20 protein-coding genes are annotated in these 25,593 nt (G+C 71.2%); 11 read left to right on the forward strand and 9 right to left on the reverse strand.

Features of this window, described 5'->3' with window-relative positions; translation table 11 throughout:
- Window positions 1–20: 20 nt before the first annotated feature.
- A complete protein-coding gene (gene pdhA / locus ACFZBU_RS32065; RefSeq protein ID WP_391587201.1) occupies window positions 21–1,148 on the reverse strand; it encodes a pyruvate dehydrogenase (acetyl-transferring) E1 component subunit alpha in 1,128 nt (375 codons plus the stop codon).
- 363 nt (window positions 1,149–1,511) lie between these two features.
- Here pdhA and ACFZBU_RS32070 point away from each other — a divergent pair, with 363 nt between their 5' ends.
- A complete protein-coding gene (locus tag ACFZBU_RS32070; protein ID WP_391587202.1) occupies window positions 1,512–2,168 on the forward strand; it encodes a response regulator in 657 nt (218 codons plus the stop codon).
- A 282-nt stretch (window positions 2,169–2,450) separates the two neighbouring features.
- Here ACFZBU_RS32070 and ACFZBU_RS32075 read toward each other — a convergent pair whose 3' ends face one another.
- From ACFZBU_RS32075 to hisC, 6 genes are all read right to left on the reverse strand, one after another.
- Window positions 2,451–3,521 carry a medium chain dehydrogenase/reductase family protein gene (locus ACFZBU_RS32075; protein WP_391587203.1) on the reverse strand — a complete coding sequence of 357 codons (1,071 nt, stop codon included), beginning with the start codon at window positions 3,519–3,521 and terminating at the stop codon, window positions 2,451–2,453.
- Window positions 3,522–3,614: 93 nt separating this feature from the next.
- The gene (locus ACFZBU_RS32080; protein WP_391587204.1) at window positions 3,615–5,372 is read right to left on the reverse strand and encodes a GAF domain-containing protein; all 1,758 of its coding nucleotides are present in this window, start codon (window positions 5,370–5,372) and stop codon (window positions 3,615–3,617) included.
- A gap of 228 nt (window positions 5,373–5,600) precedes the next feature.
- Window positions 5,601–9,161 (reverse strand): thiol reductant ABC exporter subunit CydD, encoded by a 3,561-nt coding sequence (gene cydD / locus ACFZBU_RS32085; protein ID WP_391587205.1) that lies wholly within the window; start codon window positions 9,159–9,161, stop codon window positions 5,601–5,603.
- A 101-nt stretch (window positions 9,162–9,262) separates the two neighbouring features.
- The gene (gene cydB, locus ACFZBU_RS32090) at window positions 9,263–10,300 is read right to left on the reverse strand and encodes a cytochrome d ubiquinol oxidase subunit II (protein ID WP_391587206.1); all 1,038 of its coding nucleotides are present in this window, start codon (window positions 10,298–10,300) and stop codon (window positions 9,263–9,265) included.
- Window positions 10,301–10,312: 12 nt separating this feature from the next.
- Complete coding sequence (locus ACFZBU_RS32095; protein WP_391587207.1) at window positions 10,313–11,749, reverse strand: cytochrome ubiquinol oxidase subunit I; 1,437 nt, start codon at window positions 11,747–11,749, stop codon at window positions 10,313–10,315.
- 354 nt (window positions 11,750–12,103) lie between these two features.
- Entirely contained in the window at window positions 12,104–13,171 is a 1,068-nt protein-coding gene (gene hisC, locus ACFZBU_RS32100; RefSeq protein WP_391587403.1) for a histidinol-phosphate transaminase, read from the reverse strand.
- Window positions 13,172–13,415: 244 nt separating this feature from the next.
- Between hisC and ACFZBU_RS32105 the strand changes: the two genes are divergently transcribed.
- The 5 genes from ACFZBU_RS32105 to ACFZBU_RS32125 all read left to right on the forward strand — a co-directional run bounded on the left by ACFZBU_RS32105 (window position 13,416) and on the right by ACFZBU_RS32125 (window position 18,406).
- Window positions 13,416–14,435 carry a LacI family DNA-binding transcriptional regulator gene (locus ACFZBU_RS32105; protein WP_391587208.1) on the forward strand — a complete coding sequence of 340 codons (1,020 nt, stop codon included), beginning with the start codon at window positions 13,416–13,418 and terminating at the stop codon, window positions 14,433–14,435.
- 243 nt (window positions 14,436–14,678) lie between these two features.
- Window positions 14,679–15,608 (forward strand): metallophosphoesterase family protein, encoded by a 930-nt coding sequence (locus tag ACFZBU_RS32110; protein ID WP_391587209.1) that lies wholly within the window; start codon window positions 14,679–14,681, stop codon window positions 15,606–15,608.
- Window positions 15,609–15,785: 177 nt separating this feature from the next.
- Window positions 15,786–16,409, forward strand: coding sequence for a hypothetical protein (locus ACFZBU_RS32115; protein WP_391587210.1), 624 nt, complete (start codon window positions 15,786–15,788; stop codon window positions 16,407–16,409).
- Window positions 16,410–16,507: 98 nt separating this feature from the next.
- Window positions 16,508–16,717, forward strand: coding sequence for a hypothetical protein (locus ACFZBU_RS32120; RefSeq protein ID WP_391587211.1), 210 nt, complete (start codon window positions 16,508–16,510; stop codon window positions 16,715–16,717).
- 318 nt (window positions 16,718–17,035) lie between these two features.
- Complete coding sequence (locus ACFZBU_RS32125; protein WP_391587404.1) at window positions 17,036–18,406, forward strand: flotillin family protein; 1,371 nt, start codon at window positions 17,036–17,038, stop codon at window positions 18,404–18,406.
- A gap of 119 nt (window positions 18,407–18,525) precedes the next feature.
- On the opposite strand, the gene ACFZBU_RS32130 is transcribed toward ACFZBU_RS32125, so the two are convergent.
- Complete coding sequence (locus ACFZBU_RS32130) at window positions 18,526–19,779, reverse strand: methyltransferase (RefSeq protein ID WP_391587212.1); 1,254 nt, start codon at window positions 19,777–19,779, stop codon at window positions 18,526–18,528.
- A gap of 165 nt (window positions 19,780–19,944) precedes the next feature.
- A complete protein-coding gene (locus ACFZBU_RS32135) occupies window positions 19,945–20,424 on the reverse strand; it encodes an ATP-binding protein (RefSeq protein ID WP_391587213.1) in 480 nt (159 codons plus the stop codon).
- A gap of 281 nt (window positions 20,425–20,705) precedes the next feature.
- On the opposite strand from ACFZBU_RS32135, the gene ACFZBU_RS32140 reads away from it, so the two are divergent.
- From ACFZBU_RS32140 to ACFZBU_RS32160, 5 genes are all read left to right on the forward strand, one after another.
- Window positions 20,706–22,025 carry a transcriptional regulator gene (locus tag ACFZBU_RS32140; RefSeq protein WP_391587214.1) on the forward strand — a complete coding sequence of 440 codons (1,320 nt, stop codon included), beginning with the start codon at window positions 20,706–20,708 and terminating at the stop codon, window positions 22,023–22,025.
- A 106-nt stretch (window positions 22,026–22,131) separates the two neighbouring features.
- On the forward strand, window positions 22,132–23,028 hold the full coding sequence (locus ACFZBU_RS32145; protein WP_391587215.1) for an ABC transporter ATP-binding protein: 897 nt from the start codon (window positions 22,132–22,134) through the stop codon (window positions 23,026–23,028).
- Window positions 23,025–23,744: an ABC transporter permease gene (locus ACFZBU_RS32150; protein WP_391587216.1), complete on the forward strand. Its 720-nt coding sequence runs from the start codon at window positions 23,025–23,027 to the stop codon at window positions 23,742–23,744. The genes ACFZBU_RS32145 and ACFZBU_RS32150 overlap by 4 nt, the downstream gene beginning before the upstream one ends.
- An 83-nt stretch (window positions 23,745–23,827) precedes the next feature.
- Entirely contained in the window at window positions 23,828–24,868 is a 1,041-nt protein-coding gene (locus tag ACFZBU_RS32155; RefSeq protein WP_391587217.1) for a sensor histidine kinase, read from the forward strand.
- A complete protein-coding gene (locus ACFZBU_RS32160) occupies window positions 24,865–25,560 on the forward strand; it encodes a response regulator (protein WP_391587218.1) in 696 nt (231 codons plus the stop codon). The genes ACFZBU_RS32155 and ACFZBU_RS32160 overlap by 4 nt, the downstream gene beginning before the upstream one ends.
- Window positions 25,561–25,593: the final 33 nt, after the last annotated feature.

Genomic DNA, 25,593 nt, shown 5'->3' on the forward strand with positions numbered 1-25,593 from the left:
CGTCGCCTGTGCGGCAGCCATCAGTGCCCGTCCTCCCCGGCGTCGACGAAGGACGCGTGGTAAGCCTCGAACTCGGCCCGTTCCCGGTCCACGAGAGTGTGCGAATCGGCGTACACGTGCGCGAACATCGACACCGGATCGGGGTCCGGCATCGTGCGCACACCGTTGCGTACGCGCTTGCCCAATTCCTCGCTCTCGACCTCCAGGGCCGCGAAGAACTCGGGGGTACCGATGCCCTGCTTGTGCAGGTATGCCTTGAGCCGCTCGATCGGGTCCTTGAGCCGCCACTCCTCCAATTCCGCGTTCAACCGATAGCGGGTCGGGTCGTCGGAAGTGGTGTGCGCGCCCATTCGGTAGGTGAACGCCTCGATCAGCATCGGGCCCTCGCCGCGCCGGGCCCTGGCCAAAGCCGCCCTGGTCACCGCGAGACACGCGAGCACGTCGTTTCCGTCCACCCGAACCCCGGGAAAGCCGAATCCGGCGGCGCGCCGATACAGCGGCACCTTCGTCTGCCGTTCGGTGGGTTCGGAGATGGCCCATTGATTGTTCTGGCAGAAGAACACCACGGGCGCGTTGAACACCGCCGCGAAGGTGAATGCCTCGTTGACATCGCCCTGGCTGGAGGCGCCGTCACCGAAATACGTGACGACCGCGCCATCGCTGCCGTCGCGTTGCACGCCCATCGCGTACCCGACGCCGTGCAGGGTCTGGGCGCCGATGACGATCGTGTAGAGCTGGAAATTGTTCTCGCGCGGATCCCAACCGCCGTGGTTGACGCCGCGGAACATCCCGAGCAGATTCAACGGGTCCACGCCGCGACACCAGGCGACGCCGTGTTCACGATAGGTGGGAAACACATAGTCGTCCGGACTCAGTGCCCGTCCGGACCCGATCTGCGCGGCTTCCTGGCCGAGCAGCGAGGCCCACAGGCCCAGTTCGCCCTGCCGTTGCAGCGCGGTGGCCTCGGCATCGAAGCGACGCACCAGAACCAGGTCGCGGTACAGACTCAGGTATTCGTCATCGGACAGGTCGATCGAGTAATCGGGATGCTCGACCCGCTCGCCCTCCGGGGTGAGCAACTGGATCAGTTCTGGACCGGCTCCGGAATCGGGCGGAAACAATGTTCCGTCCGTACTGTCCACTGCCACGTTCTCTCCTCCGTCTGTCCGGTCCGCGGGGTCGCCGTGGACCGGGTCCGGATCGCCGGGCCCGGTTCCGCGCGGGGTGTGCGCGGCTACCTTGATGTGCAGACACGGCGATTGGTGGCTGTACTTCCTAGGATTTCCTAGGAATTCCCGGGTGAATCCGGGAGGCACCTGCGCACAGGCATGCGGTTCGGAAACCGCACACCGCAACGTTACCCACCAGTCCCGCCGGCACGTAGTGGCGACCGGCCCGAACGTGGCGGCACTGTTTGTCGTTCCTCGACAAATGGCCGCGTGTCGGACCCGTCCGCCCCTTCCGGGGGCATCAACCGGGCACCCGGACGGTGTACATGCGAACCTGGACAAGTGAGCGATCAGGGAAGTATTCGGGTATTTCTCCTCGATGACCACGAGGTGGTCCGTCGCGGCGTCCACGAGTTGTTGTCGATCGAGGACGACATCGACGTGGTCGGCGAGGCGGGCACCGCCGCCGAGGCGCTGGTGCGCATCGCGGCGACCCGGCCGCAGGTCGCGGTGCTCGACGTGCGGCTGCCGGACGGCAGCGGGGTCGAGGTGTGTCGCGAGATCCGGGCCCGACTGCCCGACGTGCGCTGCCTGATGCTCACGTCCTTCTCCGACGACGAGGCGCTGTTCGACGCGATCATGGCGGGCGCCTCCGGCTACGTACTGAAGGACATCCGCGGCTCCGACCTGGTCGGCGCGGTCCGCGACGTGGCCGCCGGCAAATCCCTGCTCGACCCGGCCGCCACCGCCCGTGTCCTGGAACGCCTGCGCGGCGGCACCCACGGCGACGAGCGCCTGGCGGCCCTGAGCGACCAGGAGCGCCGCATCCTCGACCTGATCGGCGAGGGCATGACGAACCGCCGGATCGGCACCGAGATGCACCTGGCGGAGAAGACGGTCAAGAACTACGTCTCCAGCCTGCTCGCGAAGCTGGGCATGGAACGCCGCACCCAGGCGGCTGCGTACGTGGCCCGCCAGAAGGCGGAGAAGCGGCGGTAGTGGGCAGCGGGGGCCTCGGCTGCGGAGCGAAGACTCGCCCCGGCCCGGGTGCCGTCCGGCGGGTCACGGGTGTCGGCGGGGTCGTGTCGATGTCGTGTCGGTGGCTCGGGGCAGGTGGGCGGGGGTCGCCGGCCGGGGCGGTCGGGGTGAGGGGCGCGGCGGTGTGCCCAGGGCAAGGGCGGTCATCAGGGCGGTACTTGTCCAGTGCGACGGGTTGGTGAGGGAGCGGTTCAGGTGCACGGCGGGGTCCTTTGAGCGGTCGCGGCGTCGGCTGGTGGTGCGTCAGCGTGCGTCCGGGACCAGCACCACCTTGCCGGTGACCGTGCCGGACTCGGCCAGTGCGAGTGCGTCGGCGGCTCGGCTCAGCGGGATGCGGGCCGCGACCTGGGCGGTGATGGTGCCGGCGGCGAGCAGGGCGAAGACCTCGGTCAGGTCGGCGCGCAGGCGGGCCCGGAAGGTCGCCGGGCGGCGCTTGCCGGCCCAGATGTTGTAGAAGTGCGTGCGCCGGCCGTTGGGCAGCAGGTGCCACCACAGGAGACGGGCGATCAGCCCGAGCACGGGCAGCCGGGAAGAGCCGGGCTCGTTCTTGGTGGCGGCCGTCCCGTACGAGACGAGGGTGCCGCCGCGGGCGAGCAGCCCGAACGAGTCGACGATCCCCTTGCCGCCGACGTGGTCGAAGACGGCGTCGACACCGTTCGGGGCGTGCGCGCGGACCTGCGCGGGCAGATCGGCGGCCCGGTAGTCCAGCGGGATCGCGCCCAGCGCACGGACCGCGTCGTGGTGGCGCGGCGAGGCGGTGCCGATGACCCGGACGCCGGCCTGCGTGGCCAACTGGACCAGGGTCGATCCCACACCGCCGTTGGCGCCGTGCACCAGGATGGTCTGCCCGCGGCGGATCGCGGCCCGGCGGTGCAACATCTGCCACGCGGTGATCCCGTTGACGACCACCGTCTCGGCCTCGGCCGGGTCGATGCCCTCGGGCACCTCGACCAGGTCGGCGGCCGGGAGCACCGTCAGGCTCGCCCACCCGCCCACCTTGGTCAGCGCGGCGAACCGGCGGCCGACCAGCGCGGCATCGCCGTCGGGGCCGACCCGCAGGACCGTGCCGACCAGGTCGTAGCCGGGCACGAACGGGAAGGCCGGCTGGTCGTAGTACTTGCCGCGACGCATCTGCTGCTCGGCGAAGGAAACTCCCGACGCCTCGACCGCGAGCAGGACCTCCCCGACCGCCGGCTCCGGCGCCGTGCGCACCCGGACCTCCAGGCCGGCGGGCTCGACGATGCCCGGCAGCACGATCTCGGTGACCGAGTCGGCAGTGGTCTCGGCGGTGGTCTCGGTGGCGATGGCATTCATCACGACTCCAGGTGATTACCAGTAGTGTTTGTTATGCCATCTAACTTAAGTGCATGCCATTAGCATGTCAAGCATCGATTCACGAACTTCCGATCAGAGCGGTACCGACCAGGTCACCGCGGCCCCGCGGCCCTGCGGACCGGGTCCGAACTCCGCCCGGCCGCCCAGCTCCGTCGCGCGACCGGCCAGGTTGGCCAGGCCGCTGCGTCGACCGCCGGGCGGGATGCCCACGCCGTCGTCGGTGACCGTCAGGTCGACCGTGCCGCCGGCCACCGCCAGGTTCACCTCGACCCGGGACGCGTGCGCATGGCGCGAGACGTTGGAGAGGGCCTCGCGCAGTGCGGCGAGGAGTTGCTCGGCGATCTCGTCCGGCACGGTCGAGTCGACCGGACCCGCGAAGGTGACCGTCGGCTCGAAGCCGAGCGTGGCGGCCGACACGCTTACCTCGCGCAGCACCCGGCCGCGGACCCCGACCGGCTCCTCGCGCGGCGAATTCTGCAACGCGAAAATGGTGCTGCGCACCTCGCGGATCGTCGCGTCGAGTTCGTCCACGGCCTGGTTGATCCGGACGGTCGCGGCCGGCACCCGCGCCAACCGGGCCGCGCCCTGGAGCATCATCCCGGTCGCGAACAGCCGCTGGATGACCAGGTCGTGCAGGTCCCGGGCGATCCGGTCGCGGTCCTCGAACACGGCCAGCCGTTCCCGGTCGCGCTGTGCGCTCGCCAGCATCAGTGCGATCGCCGCCTGACCGCCGAACGCCTGGGCCATCGAGCGCTCGGTCCGGTTGAACGGGACCGCGCCGATGCGCTTGTCCAACTCGAGCGCGCCCAGGATCCGGCCGTTGGCGATCAGCGGCACGAACAGGCCCGGCCCGAAGCAGCGGGACTGGTCCAGCATCACGTTCGGATCGGTGCTCATGTCCGCGATGAAGATGCTGCGACCGGTGTTGATCGCCTCCGCGATCGGGCTGCCCTGCGCGACCACCGTGCCGCCGAGCCCCGCGAGGTCCTCGCCGGAGGTGACCTCGACCAGGTAGGAGCCGTCCGGCTGGGGCAGGTACATCGCGGCGAAGTCCGCCTCGGCCAGGCTGCGGGCGTGCTCGGCCACCACGGCGAGTGCCTCGTCCGGGTCCTGCGTGGTCAGCAGCGCCGTGGTGACGTCCGCCGAGCCCATGATCCATTTCTCCCGGCGGGCCGCGCTCTCGAACAGGCGGGCGTTCTCGATGGCTACCCCGGCCGCCGCCGCGAGCGCCCGGACCACCTGCTTGTCCTCGACGCTGAAGTCCGGCCTGCCGCGCTTCTCGGTCAGGTACAGATTGCCGAACACCTCGTCGCGCACCCGGATCGGCACACCCAGGAACGAGTGCATCGCGGGGTGGTTCGGCGGGAAGCCGTAGGACGCGGGGTGCCGGCTCAGATCGTCCAGCCGCAGCGGCTCGGGGTGGTCGATCAGCAGCCCCAGAATCCCCCGCCCGTGCGGAAGTTCGCCGATCCGCTCGCGGTCCTCCTCGGCGATGCCGACGGTGATGAAGTCGGACAGGTTGTGCTCGGTGCCGATCACCCCGAGCGCGGCGTAGCGCGCGTCCACCAGGTCGGCGGCGGCCTCGACGATCCGGCGCAGCGTGGTGTGCAGGTCCAGGTCGGCGCCGACCGCGATCACCGCTTCGAGGAGGCCCTGGAGACGATCCCCGACCGCCGCCGCCGAGCCGAGCCGCTCGGCCACCTCGGCCATCAGGTCCTCCAGACCGAGCGAGGCCCGGGCGGTTACGGCCGCTTCGGGCGTGCGGTCGGACCGATCCGTCCCGTCGGGCTCGTCGCCGCCGTCGGCACCGCTGCCGGTCGCGTTCACCATGGATGCAGCCTACGTGGGCAAATACTGATGAAAGCGACAGAACATCCCGGACACGCGTGCGGACCCCGCCCACGAATCACGAGTACCGGTCCGCACACGCAGATGCACGCGCATCCGGCCGCGCGTGCAACGAGCCCACCTACGCGCACCCGAGCGGCACAACCCGAAGCACCCGAGCACCCGAACCCGCGTCCGGGCATACCCGTTGCCGATCCGCGCGCGCCCGCCTCACGCCTCCGCCGCGACCGCCCCCACCGCGGACTCCCGGTCGAGCAGCGCCCGAAACGCTCCGGGCTCGGTACTCAACCGCCCCCACGTCCCGCGTTGCAGCACCCGCCCCTCGGCCAACACGACGATCTCGTCCACCGCATGCAACCCGGTGAGCCGATGGGTGACCAGCAGGGTGGTCCGTCCCCGGGTCGCGTCCAGCAGGTCGGCCGTCAGCGCGTCGGCCGTGGGCAGATCGAGGTGTTCGGCGGGCTCGTCCAGCAGCAGGATCTCGAAGTCGGCGAGCAGCGCGCGGGCCAGCGCGAGCCGTTGCCGCTGGCCGCCGGACAGCCGGGCGCCGTGTTCGCCGACCATCGTGTCCAGCCCCTGGGGCAGCGTGTCCACCCAGTCCAGCAGCCGGGCCCGGGCCAGCGCCGCGCGCATCGCGTCCTCGTCGCAGCCCGGGCGGGCCAGGCGCAGGTTCTCCCGCAGCGAGCTGTCGAAGACGTGCGCGTCCTGCGCACACAGCCCGATCACGCGCCGCACGTCGTCCCCGGCGAGGTCGGTGATCGGTACGCCGGCCAGGGTCACCGCGCCCGCCGCCGGGTCCAGGAAGCGCAGCAGCACGTTGGCCAGCGTGGTCTTGCCCGACCCGCTCGCGCCGACCACCGCGAGCCGCTTGCCCGGGGTGAGTTCGAGGTCGACGCCGGCGAGGGCGGGCGGGCCGTCCGGGGTCCAGCGCGCGTGCAGGTCGCGCACCAGCAACGGGCGCGGTGCGGCGGGCAGGGCGCGCGGCGCGGCCGGCTCGTGGACCGGCTCGGGCGCGTCGATCACCTCGAACACCCGGGCCGCGGCCCGGCGCGAGCTCTCCAGGTGCCGGCCGGCGGCGGGCAGCACGACGGTGGCCTCGAACGCGGCGAGCGGGGTGAGCACCACCAGCGCGAGCAACACACCGCTCAACCGGTCGGCGTGCACCGCCGCGACGCCCACCAGGGCGGATGCCCATACCGTCGCGCCGGACACCAGCGCGGCCAGCCCGGCCCCGACACCCGCGCCCCGGGCCTGCCCCGCCTCGGTCGCGCGCAACCGCGCGTCCACCTCGGCCACCTCGGCCAGCCGGGCGGGCGCGCGGCCCGCCGCGATCAGTTCGGGCGTGCCGCGCAGCAGGTCGACCACGGCACCGGCGAGTTCGCCGCGGACCGCGGCGACCCGGCGTTCGGCCCGCCGGGCGACCCGGCCGGCCAGCCACGGCACCAGCACGCCTGCGGCGAGCAGACCGAGCAGCAACACCGCGCCGGCCTCGGGCAGCACCAGTGCGACGGTGAGCACCGCGCCCGCGCCGACCACGGCCGCCACACACGCGGGCAGCAGCGCGCGCAGGAAGAAGTCCTGTACCGCGTCCACGTCGGCGACCAGCCGGGAGAGCAGGTCACCGCGTCGGAAGGCGGGCAGACCGGCCGGCGCCAGCCGCTCCAGGCGTTCGTACACCCGCACCCGCAACCGGGCCAGGATCCGAAACGCCGCGTCGTGCCCGATCAGCCGCTCGGCGTAGCGGAACACCGCGCGGGAGACGCCGAAGGCCCGCACGCCGGTGACCGCGACCATCAGGGTGAGTACCGGCGGATGCTCGGACGCACGCGAGATCAGCCACGCCGAGGTGGCCATCAGGCCGACCGAGCTGCCCAGCGCGAGTGCCCCGCACAACACCGCGAGCGCGAGTCGGGCGCGCAACGGCCGGGCCAGCTGGAGCAGTCGGCGTCCGGGCCCGGCCCCGGCGAGGACCGGCGGGTCCGCGAGGGCACGCTCGAAGGGTTGCTCCACCGGCCGCTCGAAGGGCCGCTCCACGGCCGGGACGTCGTCCGCCGCCCGCGCCGCCTCGACCTCCGGTGCGGGCGCCTGGGCCGCGCCCGCCGGGTGTGCGCCCGCCGGGCCCGACCCCGCCGCCCCCGCGCCCACGGCCACCACCCGATCGGCCAACGGCAGCAGCGCGGGCCGGTGTGCGACCAGCACGACCGTACGCCCGACCGCCAGCCGGCGGACCGCCTCGACGATGGTCGCCTCGGCGTCGCCGTCCAAATTCGAGGTCGGCTCGTCCAGCAGCAGGATCGGCCGGTCGGCCAGGAACGCCCGGGCCAGCGCGAGGCGTTGCCGCTGTCCGGCGGACAGGCCGGCGCCGTCCTCGCCGAGCGGCGCGGCCAGGCCCCCCGAGGCCGCCACGAAGTCCGCCGCACCGGCCGCGACCAGCGCGTCGTGCACCTCGGCGTCGCCGGCGTCCGGACGGGCCAGGCGCACGTTGGCGCCGATCGTGCCCGCGAACAGGTAGGGCCGCTGCGGGACCCACGCGATCCGGGCCCGCCACGCGTCGGGGTCCAGCTCGGCCAGGTCCACGCCGCCGACGGTGACGCGACCCGCCGTCGGCCGGGTGAAGCCGAGCAATACCGCGAGCACGGTGGACTTGCCGCACCCGCTGGGCCCGGTCAGCGCGATCGTCTCGCCCGGTCGTACGGTCAGATCCAGCTCGGCGGGCGCCGCGGCGGCCCGACCCTCGTGCCGCACGGTCAGGCCGGTCAGCACCAGCTCGGCCGAGCGCGGGTCGGGCACCGGCGCGGTCCCGGCGGGCGCGTCGGGGGTGGTCTCCAGGACGGCGAACACCCGCTCCGCGGCGCTCACCCCCTCGACGCTGGCGTGGTACTCGGCACCGACCTGACGCAGCGGCAGATATGCCTCGGGTGCCAGGATCAGCACCACGAGCGCGGTCTCCAGGCTCAGCTCGCCGTCGACCAGGCGCAGGCCGACGCCGACCGCGACCAGCGCGACCGAGATGGTGGCGAGCAGTTCGAGCGCGAACGAGGACAGGAACGCGATCCGCAAGGTCTTGAGCGTGGCCCGGCGGTAGTCGTCGGTGATCGTGCGGATCGACCCGGCCTGGGCCTTGGCCCGGCCGAACACCTTGAGGGTGGGCAGTCCGGCGACCACGTCCAGGAAGTGCCCGGCCAGCCGGTTGAGCACCGTCCACTGCCGGTCCATGTACTTCTGCGTGGCCATCCCGATCAGCGCCATGAACAGCGGGATCAGCGGCAGGGTGACCACGATCGTCACCGCCGAGATCCAGTCGCCGAACACCACGCGCGCGAGCACCGCGACCGGCACGGTGACGGACAGGATCAACTGCGGCAGGTAGCGGGCGAAGTAGCCGTCGAGCGCGTCCACGCCGCGGGTGGCCAGCGTGGTCAGCTCACCGGAGCGCTCGTTGTTCGACCAGGCCGGGCCGAGCCGGACCACGTGTGCGAGCAGCCGCGAGCGCAGTTGCGACTTCACCGCCGCCGAGGTGCGGTGCGCGATCACCTCGGTGAGCCAGGAGATCGCCGAGCGGGCGGCGATCACGCCGGCGAGCAGGCCCAGCTCCGGCCACAGGTCGTCGACCGCGGCCCCCTCCTCGAAGGCCGCCACGATCACCCGGGCGAGCAGGCCCGCCTGGACGAGCACGAGACCCGCGCCCGCCGTGCCCAGCACCACGGTCAGGGCCAGAAAGCCCCGGGTGGCACGGGCGTGGGTCAGCAGGCGCGGGTCTACAGGCTTCACGAGCCGCTCTTTCGTCGGTACGTCGTCGGTGCGGTCCTACGCGGCGACCGGTGCCGGGCGCCGCGACGGGGTGAACGTCGCCGGGTACGGCACCTGGTCCGCTACTTGCCGACCAGGTCGGCCGCGGCGGCACCGAAGGCCGGCTTGGCCGGGATGCTCCTGGTGCTGATCCGCTTGCGGAACACCCAGTACGTCCAGGCCTGGTAGCACAGCACGATCGGGGTCATGAAGCCGGCGACCCAGGTCATGATCTTGAGCGTGTACGGCGTCGAGGACGCGTTGTGGATGGTCAGGTTCCACGCCGAGTCCAGGCTGGAGGGCATCACGTTCGGGAACAGCGACAGGAACAGCATCGCCACCGCGGCGATCACTGTCACGCCGGACAGGGCGAACGCCCAGCCCTCGCGGCCGATCCGGTTCATCCCCAGCGCGGCCACCAGGGCCACCACCGCGACGATCAGCGCGACCAGGGTGCGTCCGTTGCCGTGTTGCGCCTGGGTCCAGATCAAAAACGCCGCCGCGAGCACGGCGGTGGCCAGGCCCAGCCTCCCGGCCAGCGCGTTGGCCCGGACCCGGATGTCGCCGTTGGTCTTGAGCGCGACGAACACCGCACCGTGGAAGGTGAAGAGCACCGTGGTGACCACGCCGCCGAGCAGCGCGTACGGGTTGAGCAGGTCGAGCAGGTTGCCGACGTACTCCTTGTCCGCGTCGATCTTCACCCCCCGCGTGATGTTCGCGAACGCGACGCCCCACATGAAGGCGGGTACCAGCGAGCCCCAGAAGATCGCCTGCTCCCAGCCGCGCTTCCAGCGGTCCTCGTCGCGCTTGGCCCGGTACTCGAACGCGACCCCGCGCAGGATCAGCGCGACCAGGATCAGCAGCAGCGGCAGGTAGAAGCCGCTGAACAAGGTGGCGTACCACTCGGGGAACGCGGCGAAGGTGGCCCCGCCGGCGGTGATCAGCCAGACCTCGTTGCCGTCCCACACCGGGCCGATGGTGTTGATCAACACCCGGCGCTCGGTCTCGTTCCGGGCCAGCACCCTGGTCAGGATGCCGACACCGAAGTCGAAGCCTTCGAGGAAGAAGTAGCCGATCCACAGGACGGCGATCAGCAGGAACCAGAATTCGTTGAGTCCCATGTCACTCTCCCCTCAGTACGCGAAGGCGAGCGGACGGTCGGCGTCCTCGCCCTCGTCCGACGGATCGTCGGGGTCCTTGCTCACGGGCACCTTGATCGGCTCGGGCCCGGCCTTGACGTAGCGCCGGATCAGGCCCAGTTCGACCACCGCGAGCGCGCCGTACAGCAGCGTGAACACGATCAGCGAGGTCAGCACCTCGCCGGTGGACACACTCGGCGACACCCCGGCCTCGGTCTTGAGCACGCCGAACACCAGCCACGGCTGGCGGCCCATCTCGGTGAAGATCCAGCCGAACGAGTTGGCCGCGAACGGGAACGCGATGGTCCACAGGCCGATCCGGTACACCCACGGGTTGGTCGGCAGCTCGCGCTTGCGCCGGGTCAGCCACAGGCCGACCAGGCCGATGCCCGCGGTGACCATGCCGACGCCGATCATCAGCCGGAACGACCAGTAGGTGACGAAGATGTTGGGCCGGTAGTCGCCGGGACCGAACTTGACCACCGACTGTTCCTGGAGGTCGTTGATCCCGGGCAACTCGGCGTCGAGATCGTTCTTGGCCAGGAAGGACAACGCGCCGGGGACCTCGATGGCGACCTTGTTGTGACCCTTGTTGACGTCGCCGTAGGAGAAGATCGAGAACGGCGCCGGCTTCGAGGTCTCCCACAGCGCCTCGGCCGAGGCCATCTTCATCGGCTGCTGTTCGTACATCAGCTTGCCCTGCATGTCACCGGTGAGCGCCAGGCCCACACCCGCCAGCACCGAGACCCACAGGCCCAGCCGCAGCGACGGGCGGAACACCGCGACCTCGTTGCGCTTGCGCAGGTGCCAGCAGCTGATCCCGATCAGGAACCCGCCGGCGACCAGGAAGGCGGCCGGGAGGATGTGCAGGAAGGCGGCGATCGCGGTGTTGTTGGTGAGCACCGCCATGAAGTCGGTCAGCTCGGCGCGGCCGGTCTCCGGGTTGATCCGGTATCCGACCGGGTGCTGCATCCACGAGTTCGCGGCCAGGATGAAGTAGGCCGACAGGATCGTGCCGATCGCCGCGGCCCAGATCGTGGCCAGGTGGATCCTCTTCGGCAGCCGCTCCCAGCCGAAGATCCACAGGCCCAGGAACGTCGACTCCAGGAAGAAGGCGACCAGGGCCTCGATGGCGAGCGGGGCGCCGAAGATGTCGCCGACGAAGCGCGAGTAGTCGGACCAGTTCATCCCGAACTGGAACTCCTGCACGATGCCGGTGACCAGGCCGAGCGCGAAGTTGATCAGGAAGAGCTTGCCCCAGAATTTGGTGGCCCGGAGGTAGTGCTCCTTGCCGGTGCGCACCCACGCGGTCTGCAGACACGCGACCAGGATGGACAAACCCATCGTGAGCGGGACGAAGAGGAAGTGGTAGACGGTCGTGATGCCGAACTGCCACCGGGCTACGTCGAGTGTTTCGACGGCGAGGTCCATGGGCCCCTCATTCCTCCTGATCGCCGGACGCGTCTCGCACGCGAGCGCACGTTTGGTTCACGATGCACACGGCGCCCCCGCGCACCCCGCCCGACACTCCGCCGGGCAAACCCGGAGGAACCGGGAGGGATGTTCGGTTTCACCGAGCCGACTTTGTGAATGGGTTCACAAAGTCGGGCTTGTGCATCCGTTCACAAACACTAGCGAGCCCTCCCGGACACCCCTTGAGGGGGTACCCGAGAGGGCTCGAAGTGGTCCGAACGGACCCAAACGACGACGGGCGACTCGGACCCCGCGGCCGTCCGGGCGCACCCGCCGACCACCGACCGCACGTGCCCGCCGGACTGCGCCCGCCTACGCGTTCATGAACCGCGCGGCGGTCTCCAGGAAGATCGTGTTGGCCTCGGTCTCGCCGATGGTGATCCGGCAGCCCTCGCCCGCGAACGGCCGTACGGTGACCCCGGCCGCCTCGCACAGCGCGGCGAACTCGTTCGTGCGCTCCCCCAGCCGCAACCAGACGAAGTTGGCCTGAGAGTCGAAGACCGTCCAGCCCTGGCCGATCAGCGTCTCCAGCACCCGCTCCCGCTCGGCGACCAACGCGTCGACGCGCTCCAGGAGTTCGCCCTCGGCGCCGATCGAGGCGATCGCCGCCACCTGGGCCAGCCGGTTCACCGAGAACGGCATCCCGGTCTTGCGCAGCTCGTCCGCGACCGGCTCGTGCGCGATCGCGAAGCCCACCCGCAGGCCGGCCAGACCGTACGCCTTCGAGAAGGTGCGCAGCACCACCACGTTGGGCCGGTCGCGGTAGATGTCCACGCCGTCCGGAACCTGCTCGTCCCGGATGAACTCGCGGTACGCCTCGTCCAGCACGACCAGCACGTTGCGCGGCACCCGGTCCAGGAAACGTTCCAGCTCGGCACGGTGGATCACCGCACCGGTCGGGTTGTTCGGGTTGCACACGAAGATCAGCCGGGTGCGCTCGGTGACCGCGGCGGCCATCGCGTCCAGGTCGTGGCTCTCGTCGGCGAGCAGCGGAATCTGCACCGGCGTCGCGCCCGCGAGCAGCACCAGGAGCGGGTACGCCTCGAACGAGCGCCACGCGAACACGACCTCGTCGCCCTCGCCGGCCGTCGCGTTCACCAGCTGCTGCGCGACGGTCACCGAACCGGTGCCCGCCACGATGTGCGACGCGGGCACCCCGAACCGCTCGGCGAGCGTCTGCGCCAACTCCGTGTTCGCCGGGTCCGGGTAGCGGTTCATCTCGCCGACGGCGTCCGCCACCACCTTGTGCACGCTGGGCAGCGGCGGGTACGGGTTCTCGTTGGAGGAGAGCTTGTACGCCGGTACGCCCTCCGCCGCCACCGGCGGTCGGCCCGCCTTGTAGACGGGCACCTCGGCCAGGACCGCCCGGAACCTCGGAATGCCGCTGTCGTCCGTGCCTGGGGCGTTGTGCTGGGTCACGCCCGTCCTCCTCGCATACTGGTCGGGGTGCCTGGGCGCACGTCCCGGTCGTCTCAACTCTATGGTCCGTCCGCCCGGGAGTGGACGGGCGGGCGGATCACGACCTTCGCCGAACGTTCAGGGGCAGGTATGGGGGGATACGTTTCTTCGTAAAGCAATGACATGAACCGGGCCAGGGCGGCGCATTCGGCCTACTGTCGGGACGATGACAGCGCCAGATGTACCGCGTGTGGGGCGGCGGATCCGGGTGGGCATCCGGGACGTCGCAGCGGCCGCCGGGGTGTCGATCACGACCGTCTCCGACGCGCTCAACGGCAAGGGTCGGCTGCCCGACACGACCCGGCTGCACGTGCGTGAGGTCGCCGACCGGCTGGGCTACCGCCCCTCGGCCGCGGCCCGCACGCTGCGCACCGGCCGGTCCGGGCTGCTCGGGCTGACCACGACCATGCGCTCGACCGAGCCGTTCGCCCTCACCGAGTTCGCCTGGTTCGCCGAGCTGGTCCGCTCGGCCACCGCCACCGCCCTGGACCGGGGCTACGCGCTGGTGGTGTTGCCCGCCTCCTCGCCGCACGACGTGTGGGGCAACGTGGCGCTCGACGGCACGATCGTGGTCGACCCGGTGGACGACGATCCGCTCGTGCACGAGCTGCTGCGCCGGGGCGTGCCGGTGGTCAGCGGCGGCCATCCCGGCTCGACCCCGGTCTACGGCTGGGTGGACAACGACCACGTGGCCGCGGTGCGTTCCGTGCTCGACCACCTCGCCGAGGCCGGCGCCGGCCGGATCGCACTGCTCGCCGCCTCCGACGGGCCGGGCGCGGGCAAGGGCCTCGCGGGCTACCGCGCCTGGTGCGCGGACCGGGGTGTGGCGCCGATCACCGAGGAGTACGAGGCGCGCTGCCCCGGCGCCGGTCGGGCCGCCGCGACCCGGCTGCTGGATCGGGCGCCGGACGCGGTCTTCGGACTGCACGAGGGTTGTGCGGCGGAATTGCTCGCCGCGGCCCGTGCCCGCGATCTGCGGGTGCCCGACGACCTGCTCCTGGCCTGCTGCGGCGAAGGGGCCGACCCGTCGGTGACCTCGCTGAGCCTGCAACCGGCACTGGCCGGCGCGTGGGCGGTGGAACTGCTGGTGGGCGTGATCGAGGACGCCGGGGCGGGGTCGCTGCTGCCCGCCCAGCGCACCGTGCCCACCCGGTTGTCGGTGCGCGACTCCTCCACCCGACGCTGACCCGCGTGCGCCCGCCCGGCCCGGTCGGCCGCGGTCGGGGTCGCCGGGCGCGACCGGCACGGCGGCAAGCACAATTGAGCGTGGTCCGTTCCGCCGTGCCCGCACGAGAGATACGGTCCAGGAATCATCCGAATCGGACCGGGTGAGCCGCAGCCGAACCCGGCTGTTGTGCGTCTTGGTTCACAACGGGTGTCGGCATCGCCGCCGTACGGTGGTGCGGATCGTGAAGAAAGGACCCTTCTGGTGAGCAACGTCTCGGCTACACCGGCCCCGATGGGCGCCGCAGCGGAGCAGGACGCCCCGCTGTACGTGGTCGGCGACGTCCACGGTCATCTGGAGGAGCTCAAGGCCGCCCTGCGCGCCCGGGATCTGATCGACGCCGACGCGCACTGGTGCGGCGGCCGGGCCCGGCTGTGGTTCCTGGGTGACTTCACCGATCGCGGTCCGGACGGCATCGGCGTGGTCGAACTGGCGATGGCGCTGGCCCGCGAGTCGGCCGAGGCCGGCGGCAGCACCCGGATGTTGCTCGGCAACCACGAGATCCTGCTGCTGGGTGTGTTCCGCTTCGGCGACCACCCGGTGCCGGTGGCCGGTGGGTCGACCACCTTCCGCGAGATCTGGCTGCGCAACGGCGGCATGCAGTCCGACCTGGACCGCTTCACCGACGAACAGGCCGGCTGGCTGGCCGCACAGCCGGTCGCGGCCGTGGTCGACGGGCACCTGCTGATCCACTCCGACAGCAACGCCTACCTCGAATACGGCGACACCATCGAGGAGGTGGACGGCGCGGTCGCGGACATACTGCGCGAGCCGGACCCGCTCGCGTGGTGGGACCTGTTCCGCAACCTGACCCGACGCGGCGCCTTCATGGGCGAGGTGGGCCCGTACGCGGCGGCCGACCTGCTCAGCGAGTTGGGCGGCCGACGGATCGTGCACGGTCACACCCCCATCCCGTACCAGACGGGCGAGGACCCCTCGACGATCGTCGAGCCGCGCGTGTACGCGGACGGACAGGTGGTCAACCTGGACGGCGGGATCTACCTGGGCGGCCCGTGCCTGGTCGCGCGCCTGCCGCTGGCCGGCGCCCAACCGGGCGCGCTGCCGAGCGCGTTGGAGGAGACGCAGGGTCGTGTGTACGACCTGGGGGACCTCGGCGGAGAGCCGCAGTCGTAGCCGCAGCGGAGGGAACTCCCTGCCCAAAAGCCGGGGAAGCACCTTATCATCATTGGTATCCGCCTCGACACCGTCAGGTGCTTTTGCGGGTCGTTGATCCACCGACAGCTTGCACGGGTCCCCTGACGGGCCCGGCGGACGCGGGAAACGCCCGCGCGGCCTCATTCGGGGGATCCGATGCAACACTGGTTTGGAAGTGACGAGCACCGCCGTCAGTACGAGCAGTTCGTCGATGACGCACTGCACCTGGAGGAGACCCTCTCCGGTCTTGCGGCGGTACCCAACCTGAACGTCGAGCAGCTGCGGACGGCCACGTTGGACGCGACCCCGTCGATCGCGGACGCGGCACGCGACGAGTACGACCGCTACGAACGTACAGAGCAGCGTTTCGAGTCGGGGATCCGTCAGGACTTCGGCGCATCGATGATCGAGGCCGGCGAGAGCTTCGGCTGGTTCGCGCTCGCCACCGCGATGGCGGTGATCGTGGCCGGTATCTCGGCGGTCGTCTTCCTGATCGTGGGCTACGTGTTGTTGCCGCTCACGATGGACGACTCGACCATGCAGCACACGATGCAACTCGCCTCGCTCGCGGCCGTGGGCATCTCGCTCGGGGCGGCGGCCATCGGGGGACTGGCGATGCTGGCGGTGGCCGCGCGCAATCGGGCCCGGCCGACCGGCGAGGTCGAGGTGTACCTGGCACGCGAGGAATGGCGCCGGGCGATCCTGCACCGGGGCATCCTGCCGTTCATGCGCTCGCGCCTGCGTGAGGCATCCGACGAGGGCACCACCCTCCTCGGCTGACCGACGATCGGCGCCGGCTCTCCCCTCCACTCGGGGCGGGAGGGCCGGATCACGCCGGCGGGATCCGGCGGATCCGGCTGGGCCACACAATGGGCGGCATGGGTGGCATGGTCGGCAAACGCGGGAAGGTCACCGGGGGAATCGGACCCGGGCTGGTGGGCGAGGTCATGATCGAGGTGCGCGGCGGGGTGGAGGCGTTCCTCGCGTACTCGGCATTGCCCGGCGAGGAGCATGCGGTGGGGACGTTGGTGGTGATCGTGGAGTACCTGCCGCCGCGCACGGTGTACGTGGCGGCGGCTTTCGGCTGAGGTCGAGCGGGGCGGCGGCGGGGGCGGGGCGGGCCGCGACGGCGCGGGGGTGAAGGCGGGCGTGGGCCGGCCGTCGGGTACGGACGGGCGGGTCGGCGCGCGTGCGGGTTCGGGGCCGCGCGGGCGGGTGTGGGTCGGGTCGGCGCGGGCCCGGATGCGGGCCCGGCGCGGGGGCAACCACCCCTGGGGAGCTCCCTCTTGGCGTCCACACCGGTGGCGAGGACACTCCGGAACAGGCCAAAGGGGGAATGCTCCGTGCTCTACACCGTGCTCGCCGTGCTCGGTCTGCTCGTGGTCCTGATCGTGGTCTTCAAACTCATGTGGCGCGTCGCCGAGCCCAACGAGGCACTCGTCATCTCCGGCTCCCGGCACCACACCGAGGGCCTGGGCGAGGGCATGGGATTTCGCATCGTCACCGGGCGCGGCACGCTCGTGTTGCCGTTCGTGCAGGCGGTACGCAAGCTCTCGCTCGATCTGAACGAGGCGGAACTCTCGGTCGAATGCGTCACGACCCAGGGCATTCCGCTGCGGGTGCAGAGCGTGGTGATCTTCAAGATCGGCGACGACTACGTCTCGATCGCCAACGCGGCCCGCCGCTTCCTGGACCAGCAGAAGCAGATGGAGTCCCGGGTCCGCAAGGTGCTGGCCGGTCATCTGCGCTCGATCGTCGGCGGGTTGACCGTCGAGGACATGATCCGCGACCGGGAGAAGCTGACCGCGCACGTCCGCGCCGCGTCCGGATCGGACATGGAGAAGCTCGGGCTGATCGTGGACAGCCTGCAGATCCAGGAGATCGAGGACCCGACCGGCTACATCAAGAACATGGCCGCACCGCACACCGCGGCGGTGATCCGGGACGCGCGGATCGCCGAGGCACTGGCCACCCGCAAGGCCACCGAGGCCGAGCAGGACGCCAAGGCGCGGATGGCCCAGGCCACCCGGGACAGCGAGATCCAGCAGGCCGGCTACCAGGCCGAGCGGGACGAGGCCACCGCGCGCTCGCGCCAGGCGGGCCCGCTGGCGGATGCCGCCGCCAAGCAGGAGGTGGTGGTCCAGGAGACCCGGGTGGCCGAGTTGGAGGCCATGCGGCGCGAGCAGCAGCTCCAGGCGGACGTGCGCAAGCCGGCCGACGCGCAGGCGTACGAGACCCGGACCCGGGCCCAGGCCGAGCGCGACGCGCGGATCTCGGCGGCCGAGGCGAGCGCCCGGGAGACCGAACTGGCCGCGATCGCCGACGCGGAGGCGACCAAGGTGCGCGGGCTGGCCGCGGCCGAGGCCACCCTGGCGACCGGCAAGGCCCAGGCCGAGGCGGCCAAGGCCAAGGGCCTCGCCGAGGCGGCCGCGATCGCCGCCCGGGCGGCGGCCCTGGCGGAGAACCAGGAGGCGGTCGTCGCCCAGCAACTCGCCGAGAACTGGCCGGAGATCGTCCGGGCCGGCGCCGAAGCCTTCGGCAACGTGGACCACATGGTCCTGCTCAACGGCGGCGACGGCATGGGCGACCTGTTCGCCAAGGCCCTGACCATGGGCGGCACGGGGTTGGGCATAGCCCGCCAACTCCTGGCGGGCGGCAACGCCAACGGCGCCAAACCCACGACGGACACCACCCCCAAGGAGTCCGTCCGCATCGAGGTCGAGGTCGACCCGGCCCCGGAACCGGAGCTTCGCCTCGCCGAGACCCCGGAAAACTGACCACGGCACACCTCCGCAGCCGGCCCCGAGGAGGTGGGGGCCGGCTGCGGCCGAGGCTGTCGGGGCCGGCCCGGGGTTGCGGCTTCGACGTGCGCGGACACCCTCGCCTCGTTCGTCGGCTACCGGATCACTCCTCGACCCGCTTCACGGCGCGATGGAGCCCTGGCCGCGCTCCCGGGCGACCCGGCGGAAATGGGCCACGACGGGCCGCCCGGCGTGCCGCACCACACCGTCTGGGTGCCGTCCGGGTCGATGTCCAGGCCGAAGGTGTCGAAGGCCGGGCGACCGACGGAGTTCCACCGGGACCAGGCCGCCGCCACCTCGTCCCACAACCGCCGGGGTCCGTGTTGACGAAGGCGGAAGGTGTCGAGTCGGCGACCGTCGTAGTCCACCGTGGCCCATGAGGTCAGCGCATCGTCTCCGACCCAGAGCCGGGATCGCACACCGTCCACGCCCGGGTCGTCGTTCCAGTGCGTCCACAGCCCGGGCAGGACGAGGCCCATGACGGCCTCGGCTCGGCGGTCCCCGCCGGCCACGTCCCACGGGGACAGGGTGGTGGTGCTCGGGTCTGGTAGGTCGTGCGATCCGACGACGTCGGCCACGTCGTACACACGGGAGCGGTGGCCGCGCATCGCCATGAACGCGCCGCCGTGGGCGAACCGCCCGGTGGCGCCGCCGCCTTGACGCGGCGTCAGGACGAGATTCCCGTACGCGGCCCACGATGTGGTCCACGGCGTGACGATCAGCCCTCCCGGTGCCACCTGTTCGAGCCAGGCCCATGGGACGCGGGCCACGGCACAGGTGCCGACCAGCCGGTCGTACGGGGCTCCGTCGGCCCACCCCTCGGCACCGTCGCCGGCCACGACCAGGGGCCGCAGCCCGAGCGCGTCGAGCCGACCGCGTGCCGCCGTGGCCAACTCGCGGTCCACCTCGATCGTGACGACGTTGTCGCCGCCGAGGCGATGCGCGAGGAGCCCGGCGAACCACCCCGCTCCGGTGCCGATCTCCAGGACCCGATGTCGATCCCGGACATCGAGCATCAGCAACGTCTCCGCGACGATGGAGGGTTGCGAGACCGACGACGACGCCCACGCCGGTTCGCCAGATTCGGGTACGCGGCCATCGCAGACCTGAATCACCGCAGGCACATCCGACCAGGCCGCGTCCTCCCAGCGGTCCGGGTCCGTGGCCCGCTCGCAGGGCTCGTGGTCCGGTAGACCGTCCGCCCGGCGCAGCCAGATCACATCCGGCAGGAACGCGTCGCGCGGGACGTGCTCGAAGGCGGCCCGCCAAGGCGCCGGCAGTGGGCCCGTCACCTGCTCGACAAGGCGAAGCAAGCGGTCCGGGCCGCGCTCCGCGGTCGCATCCGTCACGATTTCACTTGTCTTTCCCGGGAGTTCCGGGGTTCGGCGGTTTATCGGGAAGGATCGGTGGCGGAATCGGCCGCCCGGGTTGGTTCCCGTCGCTCGGAATCGGGCTCTTGTGCTCACCCATGTCGGGCTCCCTTCGGGTGGTTCAACAATCCATCGGACCTTCGGCTATCGGTTTCCGGTCATCGTGAACGGCCTTGCCAATCCACGAGGTACCAGGTCGAAGCGGCACCAGACGGTCTTGCCACCCGTGGCGACCGGCCCCCACGAAACCAGGTCCGACACCGCCTCGACCATTCGCAGGCCCCGCAACGAGCCCCCGATCCGCTCCGGTTCGGTCGGCGAGGGTCGCAACACCCCCGGCCCCGGCACCACCGGCAGACGGGGGTCGGCATCCCGCACCTCGATCGCCACCGCCCGCTTGGGCCAGAACGACAACCGCACCGTGAACGTCCGCCACAGCCAGTCCACATGCTGATCGGGCATCATCGCGTGCACGACGGCGTTGGTCGCCAACTCCGACGCGCACAACATCGCCTCGTCGGTCAGTTCGAGCAGGTTCCAATCCGCCATGGCGGCCCACGTCAGCGCCCGCACCTCCCGCACGGCCGCCGGATGCGACTCCCACGCCCGCTGCCGAACCCACACCGGCTCCCACCCCGGCCCCCGAAGCACGGCCCCCAACCACCGCTCCCCGGGACTCAACCGCCCATCCGCCTCCGACCACGCCTCCGAAACGACGTCCCGTTCTTCCTTCGCCGGCGTCTCCCGCCTGATCACATGCCGCAGACCCGTTCGTCCTGTTCGTGTTCTGGCCATACAACGAGCATGGCCGGCCGAGATGTCCGTGATCAGCCCATGGAGGCGTACCCGCGGTGGGTAGACTCGCCACATAGTGTGACGAAGCATGGACCAGGGGGTCACCGGTCGTGACACGTGACGTATCGCCGGCCGCGCTACCGCGCCGAGTGCTCGACCGCGATGACGTGCGCCAAGCCCTGCGCGATCACGACTTCGGCACGGTCTTCCGGCTGGCCCGCAAGTACGGTGGGATCAGCTACCAAAAGATCGCCGACGCCTGCGACATCAAGCCCGATCGAGTCGGCACACTTGCCCGCGGCGAGGGGCGTATCACCACCGTCGAGAAGGTCCGCCGGATTTGCGACGCCCTCCGCGTGCCGGGGCTCATGGTCGGGATCGCGCCACGGGAGTGGGAATCGCGCCGCGACGCTTTGCACCGTGAAGCGCCGACGCCCGTCTCGGCTGTCCACTCGGTGGAAATCCCGTCGATCGACGACGAAATGGATTCCCTGGAGTTGGGCCGACGTGCTGCGGCAAGCGACGTGGGCGACGAGACCCTGATCCGCCTGGAGAACGCCTTCGACGCCTTGGCCGTCGACTACTCCAGGATCCCCCCGCGCGACCTTCTCGTCCGGACACGTCGCTACCTGTCCTACGCGACGCGGCTCTTCGACGCCCGCAAGACACTGGCCGAGCATCGCCGACTGGTGACTGTCGGAGGGCGCCTTGCCCTGATGGGGGCCACGCTGCAGATCGATCTCGGTCGACAGGGCGCGGCAACGGCCGGCCTGAGGACCGCGGTCGATCTGGCCAGACAAGCGGACCGGCCCGAACTCGAAGCGTGGTGTTACGAGACCGATGCGTGGAGGTCCCTCGTACAGGGGGACTACGCGCGCTCTCTGACACTCTCCGGCGCGGCCCGAAGCCTTGCTCCGAAAGGGAGTTCGGTGGCCATCCAGGCAACCGCTCAAGAAGGCCGGGCATATGCCCGACTGGGCCGATCGCGGGAAACCTACGACTCGATAGCGCGAGTGCACGGCTACGTGTCGCGCCTGCCTGCGACGAACCGCCCGGAGCATCACTACCACTACGACCCGGACAAATCGACGTCGTATACCGCGACCACACTCTCCTGGTTGGGAGATCCGGCCGCCGAGGAATACGCCCGAGAGGTGATCGCCCGGCTCGCCCCCACTCCGGGCGTGAGATTGACCCGCCGAGCTGCCGTGGCCCATCTCGATCTGGCCCTGATCCTGCTCACCCGTGACCACCTCGACGAGGCGTGCGAGGCGGCTGAACAGGCAATCCGCTCCAAGCGCGTGGTGGCCTCCAGCCATTGGCGAGCCCTCGAAGTCGTGAAGGCGGTCGAGAGCCGTCGCCTACCGGAAGCCGCGGACCTCAGAGCGGCGTACGAAAACCTGAAGCAGCCCGGGACCACGACTACTTGATTGCCTGCCTCGACCCGCTTTCGGCTCCCGGCTCCTCCGCAAGTGGCAAGTCGGCTTTGATCCTTTGGCTGAAGACCGCGAGATCGGCGGCGCCGATGCTTGCGGCATGACTTCCGCGCCATCGAACACCGTAGCGATTGCGGTTCACGAGTTGACCAAGCGGTACGGCCGGACGACCGTGGTCGACCACCTCTCCTTCACCGTGCGGGCGGGCGTGGTGACCGGGTTCCTCGGCCCCAACGGAGCCGGCAAGACAACCGTGTTGAAGGCCGTCGTCGGGCTGGCCCGGCCCACCGCCGGTCACGTGTCCTTCCGAGGCGGCCCGGTGCCCTGCGACGCCCGACTGCTGGGGGTGCACATCGAGCCGTGCGGGGCCCACCCCGGCCGCACCGCCCGCGCCCACCTGCGGGCGTTGGCGATCCTGGCCGGGCTGCCGGCCGCCCGGGTCGACGAGGTTCTGGAGACCGTCGGGCTGGAGCAGGCCGCCGGAATGCGGGTCGGCAAGTACTCCTTGGGCATGCGCCAACGCCTCGGGCTGGCGACCGCGTTGCTCGGCGATCCGGAGGTCCTGGTTTTGGACGAACCGGTGAACGGCCTGGACCCCCAGGCCATCCGCCGCCTGCGCACGCTGCTGCGCGAACGCGCCGCGCGCGGCCGTACCACCCTGCTCTCCAGCCACATGCTCGGCGAGGCCGCACAAACGGTCGACGACGTCGTCGTCATCGACAAGGGCCGACTGGTCCACACCGGCCCGATCGGCGATCTCGAACAGGGCGCCCTCTCGGTACGGACCCCCGAACCCGAGCGGCTCTCGGCACTCGTCGAAAGCGCCGGCGGACGAGTCCGGCCCGCAGACGCGGGTGGACTGTGCGTCGAGGGACTCCCGGCCGCGGAGGTCGCCCGCCTGGCCCTGCGCGAACACATCCCGCTGGAGGAGATCACCTCGCGGACCGCGTCCCTGGAGGACGTGTTCCTCGACCTGACGAAAGGCCGAAACGCATGAGCCGCCTGGTGCGAGGCGAGTTGCTCAAGACCCTCACCACCCGCTCGATCCACGCGTTCGTCGTCGGCGGAGTCGCCTACACCGTGCTCAACGTCGTCATCATCGCCGTCGCATCGGGCCGGCTGGACGAGGTGGGCGAGAAGGAGGAGGCCCTGTCCGGCCTGCCGGTCCTGTTGATGTTGTGGGGAATCGTGGGCGTGGCCGGCGAGTATCGCCACCGCACCGCCGCCCCGTCCGCGCTGGTGGCCCGGCGCGACCGCGGCACACTCCTGCTCGCCAGGATCGGCGCCTACGCGCTGACCGGCCTGCTGATCGGCGCGCTCCTGGTCGCCGTGTCGGTCGCGCTCGCCGTACCGCTGCTCGACGACCATCCGGGCGCCGACCTCACCCCCGGCCAGGTCACCTCGGTCGCGACCGGCAACCTGGCCGCCTTCGTGCTCTCTGCGATCATGGGTGCCGCCGTCGGCGCGATGGTACGCAGTCCGGTCGTGGGGGTGGTCGTGGTGCTGCTGGTGAACTTCGCGGTGCTTCCGCTGGTCGCCGGCGTCGCCGAAGCCGCGGCGAACTACACCCCGCTCGGAGCCGCCGGCGTGCTGGCCCGCTCGACCCACCACACGACGCTGTCGCCGAGTGCCGCCCTGGGGGTGCTGTCCGCCTGGGCGATCGTGTTCGTCATCGCCGCCATCGCCGCCGAACGTCGGCGCGACCTGGCGTGAACGCGATATACCGAGCCGTCCGAGCGGCGCGCCGGTGGATCCGCCCGCGCCGCTCGGCGTTGTTCGACGCCATCGTCGCGTCGGTGACGACCATCGTCGAACTCGGTCTGACCTTCGAGGACGCGATACCCGTCCGGCCCCTGCTCGTCGTGATCATCGTGTGCTCCGGTGCGCTCCTGCTCGCCCGACGACACGCACCACTCGCCGTGCTGCCGGCCGTCTGCGCAGTCGAGGCGCTGCTCGCGGCAACCGGCGGCAACCCCGGCGGCGCACCGGCATTGGCGGCCCTGTTCACCATCGCCGAACTGCGCGAGCGACGGGTGTCGGTGGCCGCCCTCGTGCCGACGGCGCTGTTCCTGATGGTGGCGGACATCGTCTCGTTCCCCGTCACCGTCATCGCGTGGGCCCTGGGCAGCTACGCCCAGACCCGGCGCCGCTACACCGCCGCCCTGGAGGAACGCACCGCCCACTTGGAGCGCGAGCACGAGCAGCTCTCGGTCATCGTGGCCCAGCGCGAGCGCGCCGCGATCGCCCGCGAACTGCACGACATCATCGCCCACTCGGTCACCGTGACGCTGGTGGGCGTACGCGGCGCGCGCGACGTGCTGCACACCGCGCCCGACGTGGCCGACGACACGCTGGAGCGGGTCGAGACCAACGCCGAGCAGAGCCTGGCCGAGTTGCGCCGGATGTTGTTGCTGCTGCGCGAGACGGACCAGGGGGTACGGATGCAGCCACAACCCTCGCTGGCCCAACTGCCCTCGCTGGTCGCCTCGTACCGTGAGGCCGGGCTGCCGGCGCACCTGGAGGTCACCGGCACCTCCCGGCCGCTCGCCGGCGGCGTGGAGTTGTCGGTGTACCGCATCGTCGAGGAGGCACTGACCAACGTGCTCAAGCACGCCCGACCCACCCATGTCGCGGTGACCCTGGACTTCGGCCGAACCCACCTGCACATCACGGTCGCCAACGACGGTGCGAAGGTGCCCGAGCCCTCCTCGGGCGGCCACGGCATCGTCGGCATGCGCGAGCGGATCGGCGTCCTCGGCGGCGAGTTGGCGGCCCGTCCCGGACCGGACGGCGGGTTCCGGGTCACCGCCCGGCTTCCCCTGGAGGACCCGAAATGAGCGCCCGGAGCATCCGCCTGCTGATCGCCGACGACCAGGAGCTGATCCGAACCGGCCTGCGCCTGTTCCTCCAGACCCAGGACGACCTCGTCGTCGTCGGCGAGGCCGAGGACGGCGACGAGGCGGTCGAACTGGCCGCCCGCCTGCGTCCGGACGTGATCCTGATGGACATCCGGATGCCACGCATGGACGGCGTCGAGGCCACCGCCCGAGTGCACGCGGAGGGCATCTCGCCGCCCCCGCGCGTGCTCATCCTCACCACGTTCGACCTGGACGAATACGTCTTCGGCGCGCTGCGGGCGGGCGCCGCGGGATTCCTGCTCAAGGACGCCTCGCGGGCCCGCCTGCTGGAAGCGATCCGCGTGGTGCACGCCGGCGAGGCGCTGCTGTCGCCCTCGATCACCCGGCGCCTCATCGAGAACTTCGCCGCCCGTACCGAACCGCTCCGGCCGCCCCCGGCGCTCCTGACGGCCCTGACCCCGCGCGAACGCGAGGCCCTGTTCCTGGTCGCCCGCGGCCTCTCCAACAGCGAGATCGCCGCCCACCTGGTGGTCACCGAGGCAACCGTGAAGAGCCACGTGGGCAGCATGTTCGCCAAACTGGGCCTGCGCGACCGAGCCCAGGCGGTGGTCTTCGCCTACGAACACGGCGTCATCGTCGCCGGCGCGGGCGACCCGCCCGGACCGGCCTGACGACGTCCCGGGAACCGCCCGGTCCCCGAGGCG

It is taken from the genome of Embleya sp. NPDC008237 (assembly GCF_042956465.1).
Classification (GTDB): domain Bacteria; phylum Actinomycetota; class Actinomycetes; order Streptomycetales; family Streptomycetaceae; genus Embleya.

Bases quoted from the DNA above. Each gene is read 5' to 3' on its own strand.
- ACFZBU_RS32115 (WP_391587210.1), top strand. From the start codon at position 15,786: ATGCAACACTGGTTTGGAAGTGACGAGCACCGCCGTCAGTACGAGCAG.
- ACFZBU_RS32145 (WP_391587215.1), top strand. From the start codon at position 22,132: ATGACTTCCGCGCCATCGAACACCGTAGCGATTGCGGTTCACGAGTTG.
- ACFZBU_RS32075 (WP_391587203.1), bottom strand. From the start codon at position 3,521: ATGAATGCCATCGCCACCGAGACCACCGCCGAGACCACTGCCGACTCG.
- ACFZBU_RS32095 (WP_391587207.1), bottom strand. From the start codon at position 11,749: ATGGACCTCGCCGTCGAAACACTCGACGTAGCCCGGTGGCAGTTCGGC.
- ACFZBU_RS32080 (WP_391587204.1), bottom strand. From the start codon at position 5,372: ATGGTGAACGCGACCGGCAGCGGTGCCGACGGCGGCGACGAGCCCGAC.
- cydB (WP_391587206.1), bottom strand. From the start codon at position 10,300: ATGGGACTCAACGAATTCTGGTTCCTGCTGATCGCCGTCCTGTGGATC.
- ACFZBU_RS32120 (WP_391587211.1), top strand. From the start codon at position 16,508: ATGGGTGGCATGGTCGGCAAACGCGGGAAGGTCACCGGGGGAATCGGA.
- ACFZBU_RS32160 (WP_391587218.1), top strand. From the start codon at position 24,865: ATGAGCGCCCGGAGCATCCGCCTGCTGATCGCCGACGACCAGGAGCTG.
- ACFZBU_RS32105 (WP_391587208.1), top strand. From the start codon at position 13,416: ATGACAGCGCCAGATGTACCGCGTGTGGGGCGGCGGATCCGGGTGGGC.
- ACFZBU_RS32125 (WP_391587404.1), top strand. From the start codon at position 17,036: ATGTGGCGCGTCGCCGAGCCCAACGAGGCACTCGTCATCTCCGGCTCC.
- ACFZBU_RS32150 (WP_391587216.1), top strand. From the start codon at position 23,025: ATGAGCCGCCTGGTGCGAGGCGAGTTGCTCAAGACCCTCACCACCCGC.